The 16432-nt window shown below is 66.6% G+C and carries 18 protein-coding genes; 11 read left to right on the top strand and 7 right to left on the bottom strand.

The genetic code is table 11. The annotated features are described in order from the left end of the window. The first annotated feature begins 197 nt into the window (after nt 1-197). The gene (locus tag WJ16_RS12080) at nt 198-1676 is read left to right on the top strand and encodes a polyhydroxyalkanoate depolymerase (protein WP_069257249.1); all 1479 of its coding nucleotides are present in this window, start codon (nt 198-200) and stop codon (nt 1674-1676) included. 90 nt (nt 1677-1766) lie between these two features. Here the strand turns inward: WJ16_RS12080 and WJ16_RS12085 are convergent, their stop codons facing one another. Further along, nucleotides 1767-2399, bottom strand: a complete 633-nt coding sequence (locus tag WJ16_RS12085; RefSeq protein WP_069257250.1) for a TetR/AcrR family transcriptional regulator — start codon at nt 2397-2399, stop codon at nt 1767-1769. Nucleotides 2400-2555: 156 nt separating this feature from the next. On the opposite strand from WJ16_RS12085, the gene rsxB reads away from it, so the two are divergent. Continuing rightward, nucleotides 2556-3548, top strand: coding sequence for an electron transport complex subunit RsxB (rsxB, locus tag WJ16_RS12090; RefSeq protein WP_069257251.1), 993 nt, complete (start codon nt 2556-2558; stop codon nt 3546-3548). Further along, a complete protein-coding gene (nth, locus tag WJ16_RS12095; RefSeq protein ID WP_069257252.1) occupies nt 3545-4189 on the top strand; it encodes an endonuclease III in 645 nt (214 codons plus the stop codon). The genes rsxB and nth overlap by 4 nt, the downstream gene beginning before the upstream one ends. A gap of 156 nt (nt 4190-4345) precedes the next feature. Here the strand turns inward: nth and WJ16_RS12100 are convergent, their stop codons facing one another. Continuing rightward, on the bottom strand, nt 4346-5275 hold the full coding sequence (locus WJ16_RS12100) for a DMT family transporter (protein ID WP_069257253.1): 930 nt from the start codon (nt 5273-5275) through the stop codon (nt 4346-4348). A gap of 262 nt (nt 5276-5537) precedes the next feature. On the opposite strand from WJ16_RS12100, the gene WJ16_RS12105 reads away from it, so the two are divergent. Further along, the gene (locus WJ16_RS12105) at nt 5538-5972 is read left to right on the top strand and encodes a DUF1841 family protein (RefSeq protein ID WP_069257254.1); all 435 of its coding nucleotides are present in this window, start codon (nt 5538-5540) and stop codon (nt 5970-5972) included. 104 nt (nt 5973-6076) lie between these two features. Here the strand turns inward: WJ16_RS12105 and WJ16_RS12110 are convergent, their stop codons facing one another. Together WJ16_RS12110 and WJ16_RS12115 are read right to left on the bottom strand one after the other, a co-directional pair. After that, the gene (locus WJ16_RS12110) at nt 6077-6436 is read right to left on the bottom strand and encodes a c-type cytochrome (protein ID WP_069257255.1); all 360 of its coding nucleotides are present in this window, start codon (nt 6434-6436) and stop codon (nt 6077-6079) included. A 40-nt stretch (nt 6437-6476) separates the two neighbouring features. Beyond that, nucleotides 6477-6836, bottom strand: coding sequence for a c-type cytochrome (locus WJ16_RS12115; protein ID WP_069257256.1), 360 nt, complete (start codon nt 6834-6836; stop codon nt 6477-6479). A 236-nt stretch (nt 6837-7072) separates the two neighbouring features. Between WJ16_RS12115 and WJ16_RS12120 the strand changes: the two genes are divergently transcribed. From WJ16_RS12120 to WJ16_RS12140, 5 genes are all read left to right on the top strand, one after another. Beyond that, nucleotides 7073-7915 (top strand): AAA family ATPase, encoded by an 843-nt coding sequence (locus WJ16_RS12120; RefSeq protein ID WP_069257257.1) that lies wholly within the window; start codon nt 7073-7075, stop codon nt 7913-7915. A 27-nt stretch (nt 7916-7942) separates the two neighbouring features. Further along, nucleotides 7943-9118 (top strand): vWA domain-containing protein, encoded by a 1176-nt coding sequence (locus tag WJ16_RS12125; RefSeq protein WP_069257258.1) that lies wholly within the window; start codon nt 7943-7945, stop codon nt 9116-9118. 55 nt (nt 9119-9173) lie between these two features. After that, a complete protein-coding gene (locus WJ16_RS12130) occupies nt 9174-10385 on the top strand; it encodes a benzoate/H(+) symporter BenE family transporter (RefSeq protein ID WP_069257259.1) in 1212 nt (403 codons plus the stop codon). A gap of 168 nt (nt 10386-10553) precedes the next feature. After that, complete coding sequence (gene tal / locus WJ16_RS12135) at nt 10554-11507, top strand: transaldolase (RefSeq protein WP_069257260.1); 954 nt, start codon at nt 10554-10556, stop codon at nt 11505-11507. Between the two features lie 241 nt (nt 11508-11748). After that, the gene (locus tag WJ16_RS12140; protein ID WP_069257261.1) at nt 11749-12204 is read left to right on the top strand and encodes a VOC family protein; all 456 of its coding nucleotides are present in this window, start codon (nt 11749-11751) and stop codon (nt 12202-12204) included. Nucleotides 12205-12264: 60 nt separating this feature from the next. Here the strand turns inward: WJ16_RS12140 and mctP are convergent, their stop codons facing one another. The 3 genes from mctP to WJ16_RS12155 form a co-directional block, all read right to left on the bottom strand. Then, on the bottom strand, nt 12265-13815 hold the full coding sequence (gene mctP / locus WJ16_RS12145) for a monocarboxylate uptake permease MctP (protein WP_069257262.1): 1551 nt from the start codon (nt 13813-13815) through the stop codon (nt 12265-12267). Further along, nucleotides 13812-14054, bottom strand: coding sequence for a DUF3311 domain-containing protein (locus tag WJ16_RS12150; protein WP_069257263.1), 243 nt, complete (start codon nt 14052-14054; stop codon nt 13812-13814). Before WJ16_RS12150 ends, mctP begins: the two co-directional genes overlap by 4 nt. A 198-nt stretch (nt 14055-14252) precedes the next feature. Further along, nucleotides 14253-15170 (bottom strand): class I SAM-dependent methyltransferase, encoded by a 918-nt coding sequence (locus tag WJ16_RS12155; RefSeq protein WP_069257264.1) that lies wholly within the window; start codon nt 15168-15170, stop codon nt 14253-14255. A gap of 509 nt (nt 15171-15679) precedes the next feature. Here WJ16_RS12155 and WJ16_RS12160 point away from each other — a divergent pair. Together WJ16_RS12160 and WJ16_RS12165 are read left to right on the top strand one after the other, a co-directional pair. After that, complete coding sequence (locus tag WJ16_RS12160; protein WP_069257265.1) at nt 15680-16060, top strand: type II toxin-antitoxin system RelE/ParE family toxin; 381 nt, start codon at nt 15680-15682, stop codon at nt 16058-16060. Further along, nucleotides 16057-16380, top strand: coding sequence for a helix-turn-helix domain-containing protein (locus WJ16_RS12165; RefSeq protein WP_069257266.1), 324 nt, complete (start codon nt 16057-16059; stop codon nt 16378-16380). Before WJ16_RS12160 ends, WJ16_RS12165 begins: the two co-directional genes overlap by 4 nt. The last annotated feature ends 52 nt before the right edge of the window (nt 16381-16432 follow it).

Below are 16432 nucleotides of genomic sequence, written 5' to 3' on the forward strand. Positions count from 1 at the left end.
GTATGGTCAGAGATCGTCAAATCGCAAAACTTTGATGAAAAATCGGGGAAATGTTGCATTGCACCACCGATCGTTGTCCGATATGATCGACGCGATTGTCCGGCTGCAGTGCATCATGGCCGGTCGCTGACCCACACGGCACGCCGCGACGCCCCACGCCGCCCTTGCGCACCGTCCCCCACGCGGGAGTAGTCTGCATGCTTTACCAACTGCACGAATTCCAGCGCGCCATGTTGAGCCCGCTGACGGCCTGGGCCCAGGCCGCGTCCAAATCGTTCGCCAATCCGTCCAGCCCGTTCTCGTTGATGCCGGGTGCGCCGCGGATGGCCGCCGCCTACGAACTGATGTACCGGCTCGGCAAGGATTACGAGAAGCCCGAGTTCAACATTCACCAGATCGTCAAGGACGGCCACAACATCCCGATCGTCGAGCAGACGATCATCGAGAAGCCGTTCTGCCGGCTGTTGCGCTTCAAGCGCTATTCGGACGACGCCGACGCCGTCACGCAGTTGAAGGACGAGCCGGTCGTGCTGGTCTGCGCCCCGCTGTCGGGCCACCACTCGACGCTGCTGCGCGACACCGTGCGCACGCTGCTGCAGGATCACAAGGTCTACATCACCGACTGGATCGACGCGCGGATGGTGCCGGTCGAAACCGGCCCGTTCCACCTGCACGACTACATCGCGTATATCCAGGAGTTCATCCGTCACATCGGCGCGCGCAACCTGCACGTGATCTCGGTGTGCCAGCCGACGGTGCCGGTGCTCGCGGCGATTTCGCTGATGGCGAGCCGCGGCGAGGACACGCCGCTCACGATGACGATGATGGGCGGCCCGATCGATGCGCGTCGCAGCCCGACGTCGGTGAATTCGCTCGCCACCCAGCACTCGACCGCGTGGTTCGAGAACAACGTGATTCACACGGTGCCCGCGAACTATCCGGGCGAAGGCCGCCAGGTGTATCCGGGCTTCCTGCAGCACACGGGCTTCGTCGCGATGAACCCGGAGCGGCACGCGCAATCGCACTGGGATTTCTACCAGAGCCTGCTGCGCGGCGACGAGGACGATGCCGAAGCGCACCGCCGCTTCTACGACGAATACAACGCGGTGCTCGACATGGCCGCCGAGTATTACCTCGAGACGATCCGCGTCGTGTTCCAGGAATTCCGGCTCGCGGAAGGCACGTGGGATGTCGAAGGCGAGCGCGTGCGGCCGCAGGACATCAAGCACACCGCGCTGATGACGATCGAGGGCGAACTCGACGACATCTCGGGCAGCGGCCAGACGCACGTCGCGCACGAGCTGTGCACGGGCATCCCGCAAGACGATCGCCGCAGCCTGACCGCCGAAAAATGCGGTCACTACGGGATTTTCTCGGGCCGCCGCTGGCGCACGATCATCTATCCGCAGCTGCGCGACTTCATCCGCGAGCATGCGCCCGAGCAGAAGCACGGCGCGACGAAGGACGTCCCGGACGCACCGGCGGCAACGACGATCGCTGCCGTGCCGAGCGCCAGCCCGCAGGCCGAAACGACGCGCGTCGCCGCGGCGAAGCGCACCCGCGCGAAGGCGCCTGCCAAGGCCGCCGCAGCGGCGCCCGCCAAGCCCGCACCGGCCGCCAAGCGGGCCGCCGCCGGCCCGCGCGCAAAAGCCTTGCGCACGCGCAAGGCCGCCTGACGCGCGTCGCGCTCCGACGCAAAAACGCCGCCGTTGCCTGCGCACGGCGGCGTTTTTGCATCCGGCGACCGCTTCAGCGCGGCCCGCGCGTCAGCGCCGCAGCAAATACGCGAGCAGCACCTCGGTGTTCATCCGGACCATCTCGGCGCGCTCGTCGGTATCGGTGAAATCGCGGCCGAGCGTCGCGGCGAGCGTGAAGCGGTTCGACACGATGTAGTAGCCGAGCCCCGACAGCGTCACGTAGAAGCGCAGCGGATCGACGTCGGCACGGAACAGCCCGGCCTTCTGGCCGCGCGTCAGCACGTTGCCGAGCTTCGCGACGATCGGCGACATCATCTCGCGGATCCGCGTCGACTTGTGCAGGTAGCGCGCTTCGTGCAGGTTCTCGTTGTTGATGAGCCTGAGCAGCTCCGGATGGTCGCGGTAGTAGTCCCAAACGAAATGCGCGAGCCGCGTGACGGCTTCGACCGGCGCGACGCCGTCGAGATCGAGCACGCGCTCGGCCTCCGTCAGCGCGGAGAACGCGTGTTCGAGCACGGCGGTGAACAGCTGCTCCTTGCTGCCGAAGTAGTAATAGAGCATGCGCTCGTTGGTTTCGGCCCGGCGCGCGATCTGGTCGACGCGTGCGCCGAACAGCCCTCCACTCGCGAACTCTTCGGCCGCCGCCATCAGGATTCGACGGCGAGTACCTTCAGGATCTCTTTTGATTTTTGGCTGATTCATGGTGGCGTTTTGCTATGTGAGCCGCGTGATCCGGACCGACACCCCCACCGCCTTGGCGCCGGCCGCCCTGGAACGGGCGCGCCGCGGACGGCCGCCCTCCTGCTGAGCCCCTGCAAAAAAGCGGTTCGATTATGCGCACAGACGGCGTCCAGCGCAATGCGGGAAATCGGCGATAATCGAGCTTTGGCAAACCTTTCCGGCCGCGCCCGACGCGGCCGAGAGCCATTCGGCGCCGCAGCGCCCGTAGTCACCGTGACCGATTCCAGAACACTCGCAGATCGCATCGAAGATCTGCTTCCCCAGACGCAATGCACGAAGTGCGGCTATAACGGCTGCCGTCCGTACGCCGAGGCGATCGCCTCCGGCGACGCGAACTACAACCAGTGCCCGCCCGGGGGCGCCGAAGGCATCGCGCGCCTCGCGAGCCTGCTCGGCAAACCGGTGATCCCGCTGAACCCCGTGAACGGCAGCGAGCATCCGCGCGCGGTCGCCTTCATCGACGAAAACCTGTGCATCGGCTGCACGCTGTGCATCCAGGCGTGCCCGGTCGATGCGATCGTCGGCGCACCGAAGCAGATGCACACGATCATCGCGTCGCAGTGCACCGGCTGCGACCTGTGCGTGCCGCCCTGCCCGGTCGACTGCATCGCGATGCTGCCGGTGACCGGCGATCGCACCGGCTGGGACGCATGGTCGCAGGTGCAGGCCGATGCCGCGCGCGAGCATCATGACCTGCGGCTCGCGCGCCAGCGCCGCGAACGCGAGGCCGCCGAGGCGCGCGCCGCGGCACGTCGCGCGGCCAGCGCCGCGAAGCCGGCTGCCGCGCAAGCGGAAGCACCGTCCGGCGCGCCGGCCGCGGACGACGCCGAAGCGAAGAAGCGCGCGATCATCGCCGCCGCGCTCGAACGGGCGCGCAAGAAGAAGGAAGAACTGTCCGGGCAAGGCGCCGGGCCGAAGAACACCGAAGGCGTGAGCGCAGCCGTCCAGGCACAGATCGATGCGGCGGAAGCGCGCCGCAAACGGCTCGCCGAACAGCAGGCGCAGCGCGACGCCGACGCGGCGGACGCGGCTCGCACCGACGAAGAGAACGACGCAGGCAACGACGGCCCGGGCGGCCCGTCCGCCCCGCCCGACCAGAACGCTCCATGAACGCCAGCAAACGACGCGCGATCTACGAAACGCTGCAGAGCCTCAATCCGCATCCGACCACCGAACTCGAATACTCGACGCCGTTCGAGCTGCTGATCGCGGTGATGCTGTCTGCCCAGGCGACCGACGTGTCGGTCAACAAGGCGATGCGGAAGATGTTTCCGGTCGCGAATACCCCGCGACAAATCATCGCACTCGGCGAGGAAGGCGTCACCGAGTACATCAAGACGATCGGGCTGTACCGGACCAAGGCGAAGAACGTGGTCGCGACGAGCCGGATCCTGCTCGACCGCTACGACGGCGAGGTGCCGGCCGATCGCGAAGCGCTCGAAGGGCTGCCGGGCGTCGGCCGCAAGACCGCGAACGTCGTGCTGAACACCGCGTTCGGCCAGCCGACGATCGCGGTCGACACGCATATCTTCCGCGTCGCGAACCGCACGGGGCTCGCACCGGGCAAGGACGTGCGGGCCGTCGAGGCCGCGCTCGAGAAGTTCACGCCGAAGGAATTCCTGCAGGACGCGCACCACTGGCTGATCCTGCACGGGCGCTACGTGTGCAAGGCCCGCAAGCCCGAATGCTGGCATTGCGCAATCGAGCCGCTGTGCGAATTCAGGCCGAAGACACCGCCGCCGAACGAGTGACGCGCAGCCGCGGCCGACCTGCCGCGGGGACGGCCCCGTACCCGTTGTTCGGACGCGCGATGCACGCGCCGTCGGCTGCCATTCGGCCCGTCAGTCGCGGCTGCCACAACGCGACGCGGAGTCCGCCGCGCCACGCCCCCGCTTTCCCGTTCCGGGCTACGCGTTCGACGTCGCCGTCGCGTCGTCGGCGGCCGCGCCGCCCGCGCGCACCAGCGCCAGCACGGCCACCAGAATCGCCACGCCGCCCGCCCACTGCAGCGGCGACAGCGCTTCGCCGAACAGCAGCGCCGCGAGCGCGACCGTCACGACCGGTTCGAGCGTCGACAACATCGACGTGCGCGCGGCCCCGAGCCGCTCGAGCCCGGCAAAGAACGCGAGCATCGCGGCCACCGTCGACACGAGCGCGATCGCGAGCATCGACGCCCAGCCGCCGGCCGTCGCGGGCCAGCGCGGCGGCGCGCCGAACATCGCGGTCCGCACCAGGGCGATCGCCACGAGCGTCGCGGTCGCCGACAGACAGATGATCGCGGTGGTCGCGAGCGGATCGACGCCCCGCGTCGCCTTCGCGCCCCCGACGATGTACAGCGAATAGATCACCGCAGCGGCCAGCGCGAGCGCGATCCCGAGCGGCTCGCCGTGGCCGCCGCCGACCATCAGCGCCGACCCGGCGACGCACAGCACGAGCGCGACGGCCTTCGCGCGCGTGAGGCGCTCGCCGAGCCACCATGCGGCCAGCAGCGTGACGAAGGCCGGGTACAGGTACAGCAGCAGCGCGACGAGGCTCGCCTGCGCGTGCTGCAGCGCGCTGAAATAGCAGAACGACTGCCCGACGTAGCCGAGCGCACCCATCGCCACCAGCGGCGCAAGCGCGCGAGCGCGCGGCCATGCGACCCGGCGATGCCGGGCAATCGCGGCGAGCACCGCGCCGCCGATCGCGAAGCGCACGATCAGCAATCCGAGCACGTCGACGCCGCCCGCATACGCATAGCGGCCGAAAATCGCCATCGCGCCGAACGCGGCGGCGGACAGCGCGACGTAGAGCGTGCCCTGCAGGGCGGCGGACGACGGGCGGGAAGTGGCGGTCATGACGGAACGGGTGCGAAAGGCGTGGCGACGGAAATCGTCGGAGTGTAACGGCGCGGCGGCGGCGAGCCTAGCCCGCGCTTACCCGTTCCCCGACGCCGGCAGCGGAGCGGGGCGACCGGCCGGCGCGGCGCACGTACGCCGGCTGCATTGCGCCTCCTGCCGCCGCACCGCCGGCTCCGCCCCACCGTCAGCGCCGTCCGCCGACCCGGCGTACAATGCGCGACGCGGCATCACGCCGTCCGAATCACGACGTTTCCCCACCATGTTCAATCCAAGCCGCGACGAAGTGCGTCGCTTTTTCACCGAGACCTGGCGCAAGCAGCGCGCGGGCGAGATCCTGACGCCGCTGGAAGCGATCGCGGCCGACTGGATCGTCGAGCACCCCGAATATCACGACGAGCTCGCCGACGCCGACGGCGCCGCCGCGCGCGAGTACACGCCCGAGGAAGGCCGCACGAACCCGTTCCTGCACCTGTCGATGCACCTCGCGATCAGCGAACAGCTGTCGATCGACCAGCCGCCCGGCATCCGCGCCGCGCACGACAAGCTCGCGGCCAAGCTCGACTCGACCCACGACGCGCAGCACGTGATCATGGAATGCCTCGGCGAGACGATCTGGGAAGCCCAGCGCACGAACACGCCGCCCGATACCGACGCGTACCTGCAGCGCATCCTGCGCCGCGCATCGCGCGACTGAGCGCCGCGGCGCTCGCCCGGTCCGACGGCGCCGCGCGGACAAAAAAATACCCCGCCGCGGCGGGGTATTTTTGCTGCGCAGGGCGTCCGTCGGACGCGTCGCGCTTACTTCTTGAACACGAGATCGGTCTCTTTCAGCGACTCGATGTAGGCCGCGATGTCCTTCATGTCGTTGACCGACAGGTTCTGCACCTGCGCCTGCATGATCGCGTTGTTGCGACCGAGCAGCGGATTCGTCAGGCCCATCTGGTACTGGCGCATCGCCCATACGAGGTAGTCGGCGTGCTGGCCGGCGAGGCGCGGATATTCGGCGTTGATCGGCTTGTTCATCTGCGCGCCGTGGCAGGCGGCGCAGTTGTGCGACTCGACCAGTTCCTTGCCCTTCACGGTGTCCGCGGCGTGTGCGGTACCGATCGCGAGGCCGGCCGCCAGTGCAACCGCCGCCGTCTTGAATGCGTTGTTCATGAATGCTCCTGTCCCGCCGCAGAGATCGGCGGCGCGCGCTTTACTTGTAGGGGTTGTCCTTCGAGTCGGCCTTCTGGGACGCGTAGTACGCCGCCAGATCCGCGATGTCCTGGTCCGTCAGCGAGCCGGCGATCGCATTCATCGACGGGAAGTGACGATCCTTCTTGCGATAGGCCTTCAGCGCGTTCTCGAGATATTGCTGGTTCTGGCCGCCGAGGACAGGCACCCGGTAGACCTCCGGGTACGCCGCGCGGTAGTCCTGGATGCCGTGGCAGCCGATGCACATGGCGACCTTGCTCGCCCCGTCCTTCGGGTTGCCGACCACACCGGCCGCCTGCGCGCTGCCCGCGAGCGCCACGAGCGCTGCGACAACGACGTGTTTGCCGACGAATTTGTTCATAGCTCTTGTAACCTAGCTTGAGGGGAAACTGGCGCCGAAGCGGCAACGGCCCGCGCCGTTTTGCTTATCGGATCGCCACGCAGGCCAAAAAAAACGGCCAGATTGTACCGCGTCGGCGGGGAATGCGTCCATAAGGCGCCCCGCCACAATCCCGCAACGATACGCGGGCGCGGTCCAACCCGACAGCCCTTCTGACTTATACTGGGTTTTTTTCCCCGATTGAGAAGAGCGCCGCCATGCGTTTCGAAGGGTCCTCGCACTACGTCGCCACCGACGATCTGAAGCTCGCGGTCAATGCCGCGCTGACGCTGCAACGCCCGCTGCTGATCAAGGGCGAGCCCGGCACCGGCAAGACCATGCTCGCCGAGGAAGTGGCCGCCGCGCTCGACATGCCGCTGCTGCAGTGGCACATCAAGTCGACCACCAAGGCGCAGCAGGGCCTGTACGAATACGACGCCGTGTCGCGGCTGCGCGATTCGCAGCTCGGCGACGCGCGCGTGAAGGACATCTCGAACTACATCGTCAAGGGCGTGCTGTGGCAGGCGTTCGACGCCGAGCACCCGAGCGTGCTGCTGATCGACGAGATCGACAAGGCCGACATCGAATTCCCGAACGACCTGCTGCGCGAACTCGACCGGATGGAATTCCACGTGTACGAGACGCGCGAGACGGTCCGCGCGAAGCACCGCCCGCTCGTCATCATCACGTCGAACAACGAGAAGGAGCTGCCCGACGCGTTCCTGCGCCGCTGCTTCTTCCACTACATCCAGTTTCCCGACCCGGCGACGATGCAGAAGATCGTCGCCGTGCACTTCCCCGACATCCGCGAAGAGCTGTTGCGCGCGGCGCTCGAGAGTTTCTTCGAATTGCGCGGCGTGGCGGGCCTGAAGAAGAAGCCGTCGACGTCCGAACTGCTCGACTGGCTGAAGCTGCTGCTCGCCGAGAACATCCCGGCCGACCAGTTGCGCGGCGTGGACGCGAAGCAGATCGTGCCGCCGCTCGCCGGTGCGCTGCTGAAGAACGAGCAGGACCTGAGCCTGCTCGAACGGCTCGTCTACATGAACCGGCACAACCGGTAACTCCTCCTCACCCGCGAAGGCCCGGCCATGCTGCTCAATTTCTTCTACGCGCTGCGCGCAGCCAAGCTGCCCGTCTCGGTGAAGGAATACCTGACGCTGCTCGAATCGCTGAAGGCCGGGCTGATCTCGCCGTCGATCGACGCGTTCTATTTCCTCGCGCGAATGACGCTCGTCAAGGACGAGCAGTATTTCGACAAGTTCGACCAGGCGTTCGGCGCGTATTTCCACGGCGTATCCGCGCTGCCGTCCGAAGCGTTCGACATTCCGCTCGACTGGCTCGAAAAGCGCCTCGAGCGCGAGCTGTCGCCGGAGGAAAAGGCGCAGATCGAGGCGATGGGCGGGCTCGACAAGCTGATGGAGCGCTTGAAGGAACTGCTCGACGAGCAGAAGGAGCGCCACGAAGGCGGCAACAAGTGGATCGGCACCGGCGGCACGTCGCCGTTCGGGCACGGCGGCTACAACCCGGAAGGCGTACGCATCGGCGGCCCGTCGAACGGCAACCGCACTGCGGTGAAGGTGTGGGAAGCACGCGCGTATCGCGACTACGACGATTCCGTCGAGATCGGCACGCGCAACATCAAGGTTGCACTGCGGCGGCTGCGCCGCTTCGCGCGTGAAGGCGCGGCCGAGGAGCTCGACCTGCCCGGCACGATCCGCAGCACCGCCGCGAACGCGGGCTGGCTCGACCTGCGGATGGTGCCCGAGCGCCACAACAACGTGAAGGTGCTGATGCTGCTCGACGTCGGCGGCTCGATGGACGATCACATCAAGCGCACCGAAGAGCTGTTCTCGGCCGCGAAGGCCGAATTCAAGCACCTCGAGTTCTACTACTTCCACAACTGCGTGTACGACCATCTGTGGAAGAACAACCGCCGCCGCCACTCGGAACGCACCGCGACGTGGGACGTGCTGCACAAGTTCACGCCCGACTACAAGCTGATCTTCGTCGGCGATGCCACGATGAGCCCGTACGAAGTGCTGCAGCCCGGCGGCTCGGTCGAGTACAACAACCCGGAAGCCGGCGCCGTGTGGCTGCGCCGCCTCGCCGACCAGTTCCCCCACCATGCATGGCTGAACCCGGAGCCCGAGCGGCTATGGGAATACCGGCAGTCGGTCGCGGTGATCCGCGACCTGCTCGGCCATCGCATGTATCCGCTCACGCTCGCGGGCCTCGAAACCGCGATGCGCGCACTCAGCAAGTAACCACAGCCCCCCAAGACTCAAAGGCCGCGTCCGAGCGGCTTCCCCCGGAGATAGCATGAACCCCTCGCCCACCGCGAGCGCCAGCCGCGTCGGCGGCCGCCGCTTTTTCGCCGATACGTCCGTCTCGGCACTCGTCGCCGGCTTCGTCGCGATGATGACCGGCTACACGAGCTCGCTCGTGCTGATGTTCCAGGCCGGCCGCGCCGCCCACCTCACCGATGCGCAGATCTCGTCGTGGATCTGGGCGCTGTCGATCGGCATGGCGCTGACGACGATCGGCCTGTCGCTGCGCTTTCGCGCGCCGGTCGTGGTCGCATGGTCGACGCCCGGCGCCGCGCTGCTGATCGCGTCGCTGCCCGGCGTGCCCTACCCCGAGGCGATCGGTGCGTTCGTCGTCTGCGCGGTACTGCTGACGGCCGTCGGCGTGAGCGGGCTGTTCGACACGCTGATGCGCAAGATTCCGGCCGGCATCGCCGCCGCGCTGCTCGCGGGCATCCTGTTCGAAATCGGCATCGAGATCTTCCGCGCCGCGCAGTTCCAGACCGCGCTCGTGCTCGCGATGTTCTTCACTTACCTGATCGTCAAGCGGTTCGCGCCGCGCTACGCGATCGTCACGACGCTGATCGTCGGCACGGCCGTGGCAGGCGGGCTCGGCCTGCTCGACTTCAGCGGCTTTCACGTCGCGTTCGCGAAGCCCGTGTTCACGATGCCCGCGTTCTCGATCGCGTCGATCGTCAGCATCGGCATTCCGCTGTTCGTCGTCGCGATGGCGTCGCAGAACGTGCCGGGCATCGCGGTGCTGCGCGCGGACGGCTATCAGACGCCGTCGTCGCCGCTGATCGCGACGACCGGCCTCGCGTCGCTGCTGCTCGCGCCGTTCGGCTCGCACGGCGTCAATCTCGCGGCGATCACGGCCGCGATCTGCACGGGCCCGGAAGCGCACGAGGATCGCGCGAAGCGCTATACGGCCGCCGTGTGGTGCGGCACGTTCTATCTGATCGCCGGCATCTTCGGCGCGACGATCGCCGCGCTGTTCGCGGCGCTGCCGAAGGCGCTCGTCGTGTCGGTCGCCGCGCTCGCGCTGTTCGGCTCGATCATGAGCGGCCTCGCGAACGCGATGCAGGACGTGAAGCAGCGCGAAGCCGCGCTCGTCACGTTCATGGTCACCGCGTCGGGCCTCACGCTCCTGTCGATCGGTTCGGCGTTCTGGGGGCTCGTCGCGGGCATCGTCACGCAGGTGATCCTGAACGCGCGCCGCCCTGCGTGACGCGGCGCCGCGCCCGTCGCGGCGGGCGTGCCGCACACCAAAACGTGCTCGACACGAATCGGGCCTAAAATGATGGATCGGAGGCGGCGCCCGGCGCCGCTTCGCTTCGCCGCCGCGCTCGCGCGGCCCGTGAGAACCCGGCGCCTTGCGCCCTTCTTCCGAATCGCCATGACTACCGCACTCGACCAGCTGAAGCAGTACACGACCGTCGTCGCCGACACGGGCGATTTCCAGCAGCTTGCGCAATACCAGCCGCAGGACGCGACCACGAACCCGTCGCTGATCCTGAAGGCGGTCCAGAAGGACGCGTACAAGCCGATCCTCGAGAAGACCGTCCGCGATCATCGCAACGAAAGCACCGATTTCATCATCGACCGCCTGCTGATCGCATTCGGCACCGAGATCCTGAAGCTGATCCCGGGCCGTGTGTCGACCGAGGTCGACGCGCGCCTGTCGTTCGATACGCAGCGCTCGATCGACAAGGGCCGCGAGCTCATCAAGCTGTACGAAGCAGCCGGTATCGGGCGCGAACGCATCCTGATCAAGCTCGCGTCGACGTGGGAAGGCATCCGCGCGGCCGAAGTGCTGCAGAAGGAAGGGATCAAGTGCAACATGACCCTGCTTTTCTCGCTCGTGCAGGCCGCCGCCTGCGCGGAAGCCGGGGCGCAGCTGATCTCGCCGTTCGTCGGCCGCATCTACGACTGGTACAAGAAGCAGGCCGGTGCGGAGTGGAATGAAGAGAAGGACGGCGGTGCGAACGATCCCGGCGTGCAGTCGGTGCGCCGCATCTACACGTACTACAAGACGTTCGGCTACAAGACCGAAGTGATGGGCGCGAGCTTCCGCACGACGAGCCAGATCACCGAACTCGCCGGCTGCGACCTGCTGACGATCAGTCCCGATTTGCTGCAGAAGCTGCAGGACAGCAACGAGACCGTCACGCGCAAACTGTCGCCGGAAGCGCTGCAGGACAAGCCCGCCGCGCGCGTCGCGATCGACGAGGCCGCGTTCCGCTTCCAGCTGAACGACGACGCGATGGCGACCGAAAAGCTCGCCGAAGGCATCCGCGTATTCGCTGCGGATGCGGTGAAGCTCGAGAAGCTGATCGACTCGCTGCGCTGAGCCGCGCACGCGTCAGCGGCTGTCAGCAACACTGGCAACAGCCGTCAGCACGCACGCCGCATACGGCCGCGAACGTCCTGTTCGCGGCCGTTTTTATTTTTCATTCCATCGTCAAGCACGCGCACTACAATCCACGTCACGGGTGCGTCGGCCGCCTCCCGAGGCCCGCTTTCCCAGTCAGTCTTGCACGACGCCGAGCCCGCGGAAGCGCTGGCCGGTTCCCCCACTACAGGAGACAACGATGCAAGTTCAACCGTACCTGACGTTCTACGGTCGCGCCGATGAAGCCCTTCAGTTCTACGAAAAGGCGCTCGGTGCGAAGACGATGTTCAAGATGCACTTCAAGGACGCGCCGCCGAATCCCGACTACCCGATGACGCCGGAGATGGCCGACAAGGTGATGCATGCGAGCTTCACGATCGGCGACTCGATGATCATGTGCTCGGACGGCGACTGCAGCCAGCCCGGCGGCGGCGTGCACGCCGGCTATTCGCTGTCGCTGAACCCGGCGACGGTCGACGAAGGCCAGAAGCTGTTCAATGCGCTCGCCGACGGCGGCGAAGTGACGATGCCGTTCGGCAAGACGTTCTGGGCGCTCGGCTTCGGGATGGTGAAGGATCGCTTCGGCGTGCACTGGATGGTCAACGTCGAGGACCTGTCTCAGCGCGAGGACCTCGCGCAGCGCGCGAAGGGCTGACGCAAGAAAACGCCCGCCACCGCGAGGTGGCGGGCGTTTCTCCGTCGCAAGCCGTCCGTCTCAGCTCTCGACCACGTCGAGATAGTCCTCCGGCCGCGTGCGATCCTCCGCATGCGCCATGCCCATCACGCGCACCAGCACGCTCACCACCACCGCCACCACCAGGTTCACGACCAGCGACCATACGGCTGCGTAGCCGGGAATCGCGACACCGAACAGGTGGATCGTGAAGATCGAGCTGGCGAGCTTCAGCGAAATCGCCATCCACGTGCCGCACACGATGCCTGCCGCCCAGCCGGCCAGCAGGCCGCGATGGTCGAGCACGCGCGTATAGAGGCCGAGCACGATCGCGGGCAGCGTCTGGATGATCCAGATCCCGCCGAGCAGTTGCAGCTGGATTGCGTAGGTCAGCGGCAGTCCGAGGATGAACGCGACCGCGCCGACCTTCACGATCAGCGACACGAGCTTCGCGACGTGCGTCTCCTGGTCGTGCGACATGTTGCGGTTCACGAACTCGCGGTGGATGTTGCGCGTGTACAGGTTCGCGGCGGCGATCGACATGATCGCCGCCGGCACCAGCGCACCGATGCCGATCGCCGCGAACGCGACGCCGACGAACCACGACGGGAAGTATTCGAGGAACAGCGCGGGCACCGCGAAGTTCGGGCCGAACGCCTTGAAGTACGGCGCGTACTGCGGCATGTCCTTCACGCCCGACGCGAGCGCCATGTAGCCGAGCAGCGCGAGCAGGCCGAGCACGAACGAATACGCGGGCAGCATCGCCATGTTGCGACGGATCGAGTTGCCCGACGACGACGACAGGATCGCCGTGACCGAGTGCGGATACAGGAACAGCGCGAGCGCCGAGCCGATCGCGAGCGTCGCGTATGCGCTGTAGCCGTTCAGGCTCATCGCGTCGGGCGCCTTCAGCAGCAGTTTCGCGGGCGGCACGCTCGCGAAGATATGCCCGAAGCCGCCGAGCTTCGCGGGAATCACGACGACCGCCGCGGCGATCGTGATGTAGATCAGCACGTCCTTCACGATCGCGATCATCGCCGGTGCGCGCAGCCCCGACGTGTACGTGTACGCGGCGAGGATCGCGAACGCGATGATCAGCGGCAGGTCGCCGACGAAGCCGGTCGTGTCGAAGCCGAGCGCGCCGATCACCACTTCGATGCCGACGAGCTGCAGCGCGATGTACGGCATCGTCGCGACGATGCCCGTGACCGCGATCGCGAGCGCCAGCATCCGGCTGCCGTAGCGCGCGTTGACGAAGTCGGCGGCCGTCACGTAGCCGTGCCGCTTCGCGATGCTCCACAGCTTCGGGAACACGACGAACGCGAACGGATAGATCAGGATCGTATAAGGCAGCGCGAAGAAGCCCATCGCACCGGCGCCGAACACGAGCGCGGGCACCGCGACGAACGTGTAGGCCGTGTAGAGGTCGCCGCCGAGCAGGAACCACGTGACGATCGTGCCGAAGCGGCGTCCGCCGAGGCCCCATTCGTCGAGATGGGCGAGATCGCCGCGCCGCCAGTTCGCGGCCAGGAAACCGATGATCGTGACGCCGATGAACAGCAGGACGAAGACGAAAGTAGCGCCGAGATTCATTGCGCACCTCCGTGCGGGCCGCTCGCCTTCCACGCGTTCTTGGTCTTGAAGTACACGAACGCGGTAATCACCGCGCTGATGAAGACCCAAAGCAGCTGGTACCAGTAGAAAAACGGAAAACCGAACAATTGCGGTTCGATCTTGCTGTACGACGGTACCCAGACCATCGCGATCAGCGGCAGTACCAGCAGCCAGAGCCAGCGCTTGGCGGCCCGGTTGGCGTCGGCATCGTGAGCCATGACGTCTCCTCTTCTTTCCCGGTTATCGATCTTGTTGAGCGGGTACGGCGCCGAGAGGAGCGCAAAACGGGTAGGCTGCGGCTCCCCTGGCTTCGCGCCAGTATAGGAGCCGCGAGCACGCGGTCAAGCAGGGGCGAACCCGAGGTGATCCGCCCCCTGTCGCGTGGTTGCACCGGCCTGTCGCCGGTGCATGCGGCGTCAGATCGCGAACGCGGTGTCGCGTGCGCCGGTCGTTTCTTTCAATGCTTTCACCCACTTGCGCGCGGGCAGCTTCAGCGTGTCCTCGATCAGCTTCGCGCGGGCGTCGAGCTGCGCGAACGGCACGTCGAGCGCGGGGCCCGAGAAGGCGATCGCGATCCGGTTGCCGTCGTGCACTTCCGGCAGCGCGATCACACGGTGATCGAACGCGGCGTTCAGGTGCTTCATGTTGCGCACGAAGCTCGGGTGATCGCCGAACAGGTTGATCGTCGCGATGCCCGCGTCGGCGAGGCAGCCGCGCACCGCGCGGTAGAACGACACGCTGTCGAGCACCGGACCGCGCGCGGTCGCGTCGTACAGGTCGATCTGGATCGCGCCCGTCGTGCCGCGATTGGCCGGGTCGTTGACGAAGTCCCATGCGTCGGCTTCGTGCACGGCGAGGCGCGCGTCGTCGGGCGGCAGTGCGAACATCGTGCGCGCGGCGACGATCACGGCCGGGTTCAGCTCGACCGCCTCGACCTTCGCGTGCGGCAGGAAGCGGTGCGAGAACTTGGTCAGTGCGCCGGTGCCGAGCCCGAGCTGGACGATCCGCTCGGGCGTTTCGAGGAACAGGAGCCACGCCATCATCTGCTGCGCGTATTCGAGTTCGATATGCAGCGGCTTCGAGATCCGCATCGCGCCCTGCACCCATTCGGTACCGAAGTGCAGGAAGCGCACGCCGCCCTCTTCCGAGAACGTGACGGGCGCAAAGCGCGGCTTGCGCGGCGCTTCGAGCACCGGCACGTCGTCGTGTTCGTCGATGTCCGGGCGGCGCTTCACGCGCGGCGGCTGGAGCTTTTCGGAGCCGTTGTACGCGGACGGCTTGCTGCGCTTGGACGCGCGCGCTTCGGCGGACGCGCGCTTGATCAGTCGGGTCATGATTGAATCTCGCTGGGTGAGGCTGGTTTTCGCGGACGAGAGGATAGCATTCGCGCGTCGCGGCAGCGGGAAAGCGGATACGCGCACGCCGCCGCGCGCTCCGCGCGACGTGCGACACGCGCATCCTCCCGCCGTTAATTGAACCGCCGCCTCCTGCGTGAACAGGCCACACCGCTACGCAGCGTATGCTGCCGATGCAGTACCGGTTCGTCGTTCACGCGCCCGACAACCGCCCCCTCCGGCATTGATCCATTACGACAGCCTCTATCGAACGGCTGAATTGTCCCGAGTCCCCCGCGACGCAAAAATGCGAAGCAACGGCCGCAAGCCGGGCCGTCGCACCTGCGTTTGCCTTCAACACCTCGGTCCGGGGCCTCGGTGCTCAACCCACGTCTGCCGCCAGCATTCACCGCCCGTGTCACGCCTGACGCCGCGAATCGCCCACTGACGGAACGACCGTGTACGAACGGCATGGCGGGTTGCTTTGTGCCCCTTGAAAATATACCCAAATGGGAATAAATTCGTCGATGGATCCGTACACCAAACCGCTCTACTGGCTGGGCTCGGCGCGCAAAGACCTGAAAGCGATGCCCGAAGCCGTGCAGGACACGTTCGGCTATACGCTGTATCTGGCCCAGACGGGGCGAAAGCACGACCAGGCCAAGCCGTTGAGCGGATTCGGATCGGCAGGCGTGCTCGAGATCGTGGAATCGGAAGACCACGGTACGTACCGCGCCGTCTACACGGTAAAGCTCGGCAACAGCGTGTACGTGCTGCACTGTTTTCAGAAGAAATCGGCGAGCGGCATCGCGACACCGAAACCGGACCGCGATCTGGTGCGCGAACGGCTGAAAGCCGCCGAAGCACACGCAAAAGGAGCAAGGCGATGACCGAAATCGAACCGGGCAGCGGAAACGTCTACGCTGATCTGGGCATGCGCGATGCGGACGAAATGCGGGTGAAAGCCCAGCTCGCCGCCAAGATCGCGGAGATCATCAAGTCACGACGGTGGACGCAGCAGCATGCGGCCCGGTTGCTCGGCATGACGCAGCCGAAGCTGTCGAACATGCTGCGCGGGCAGTTTCGCGGCGTGAGCGAAACGAAGATGCTCGAATGTCTGGCGAAGCTCGGGCGCGATGTGCGGATCGTCGTCGGGCCGGACCGTCATTCGGAAATCGCGGGGCACATCGAAGTCGTATTCGCCGCGTGACGTTCACCTCCCGCCCCTAGCGCGGGAGCGACTGCCGGCCATGCCGCCGGCA

It is taken from the genome of Burkholderia metallica (assembly GCF_001718555.1).
Classification (GTDB): domain Bacteria; phylum Pseudomonadota; class Gammaproteobacteria; order Burkholderiales; family Burkholderiaceae; genus Burkholderia; species Burkholderia metallica.

Coding starts and splice junctions, on each gene's coding strand:
- WJ16_RS12080 (WP_069257249.1), top strand. CDS start 198: ATGCTTTACCAACTGCACGAATTCCAGCGCGCCATGTTGAGCCCGCTG.
- WJ16_RS12085 (WP_069257250.1), bottom strand. CDS start 2,399: ATGAATCAGCCAAAAATCAAAAGAGATCCTGAAGGTACTCGCCGTCGA.
- rsxB (WP_069257251.1), top strand. CDS start 2,556: ATGCGGGAAATCGGCGATAATCGAGCTTTGGCAAACCTTTCCGGCCGC.
- nth (WP_069257252.1), top strand. CDS start 3,545: ATGAACGCCAGCAAACGACGCGCGATCTACGAAACGCTGCAGAGCCTC.
- WJ16_RS12100 (WP_069257253.1), bottom strand. CDS start 5,275: ATGACCGCCACTTCCCGCCCGTCGTCCGCCGCCCTGCAGGGCACGCTC.
- WJ16_RS12105 (WP_069257254.1), top strand. CDS start 5,538: ATGTTCAATCCAAGCCGCGACGAAGTGCGTCGCTTTTTCACCGAGACC.
- WJ16_RS12110 (WP_069257255.1), bottom strand. CDS start 6,436: ATGAACAACGCATTCAAGACGGCGGCGGTTGCACTGGCGGCCGGCCTC.
- WJ16_RS12115 (WP_069257256.1), bottom strand. CDS start 6,836: ATGAACAAATTCGTCGGCAAACACGTCGTTGTCGCAGCGCTCGTGGCG.
- WJ16_RS12120 (WP_069257257.1), top strand. CDS start 7,073: ATGCGTTTCGAAGGGTCCTCGCACTACGTCGCCACCGACGATCTGAAG.
- WJ16_RS12125 (WP_069257258.1), top strand. CDS start 7,943: ATGCTGCTCAATTTCTTCTACGCGCTGCGCGCAGCCAAGCTGCCCGTC.
- WJ16_RS12130 (WP_069257259.1), top strand. CDS start 9,174: ATGAACCCCTCGCCCACCGCGAGCGCCAGCCGCGTCGGCGGCCGCCGC.
- tal (WP_069257260.1), top strand. CDS start 10,554: ATGACTACCGCACTCGACCAGCTGAAGCAGTACACGACCGTCGTCGCC.
- WJ16_RS12140 (WP_069257261.1), top strand. CDS start 11,749: ATGCAAGTTCAACCGTACCTGACGTTCTACGGTCGCGCCGATGAAGCC.
- mctP (WP_069257262.1), bottom strand. CDS start 13,815: ATGAATCTCGGCGCTACTTTCGTCTTCGTCCTGCTGTTCATCGGCGTC.
- WJ16_RS12150 (WP_069257263.1), bottom strand. CDS start 14,054: ATGGCTCACGATGCCGACGCCAACCGGGCCGCCAAGCGCTGGCTCTGG.
- WJ16_RS12155 (WP_069257264.1), bottom strand. CDS start 15,170: ATGACCCGACTGATCAAGCGCGCGTCCGCCGAAGCGCGCGCGTCCAAG.
- WJ16_RS12160 (WP_069257265.1), top strand. CDS start 15,680: ATGGGAATAAATTCGTCGATGGATCCGTACACCAAACCGCTCTACTGG.
- WJ16_RS12165 (WP_069257266.1), top strand. CDS start 16,057: ATGACCGAAATCGAACCGGGCAGCGGAAACGTCTACGCTGATCTGGGC.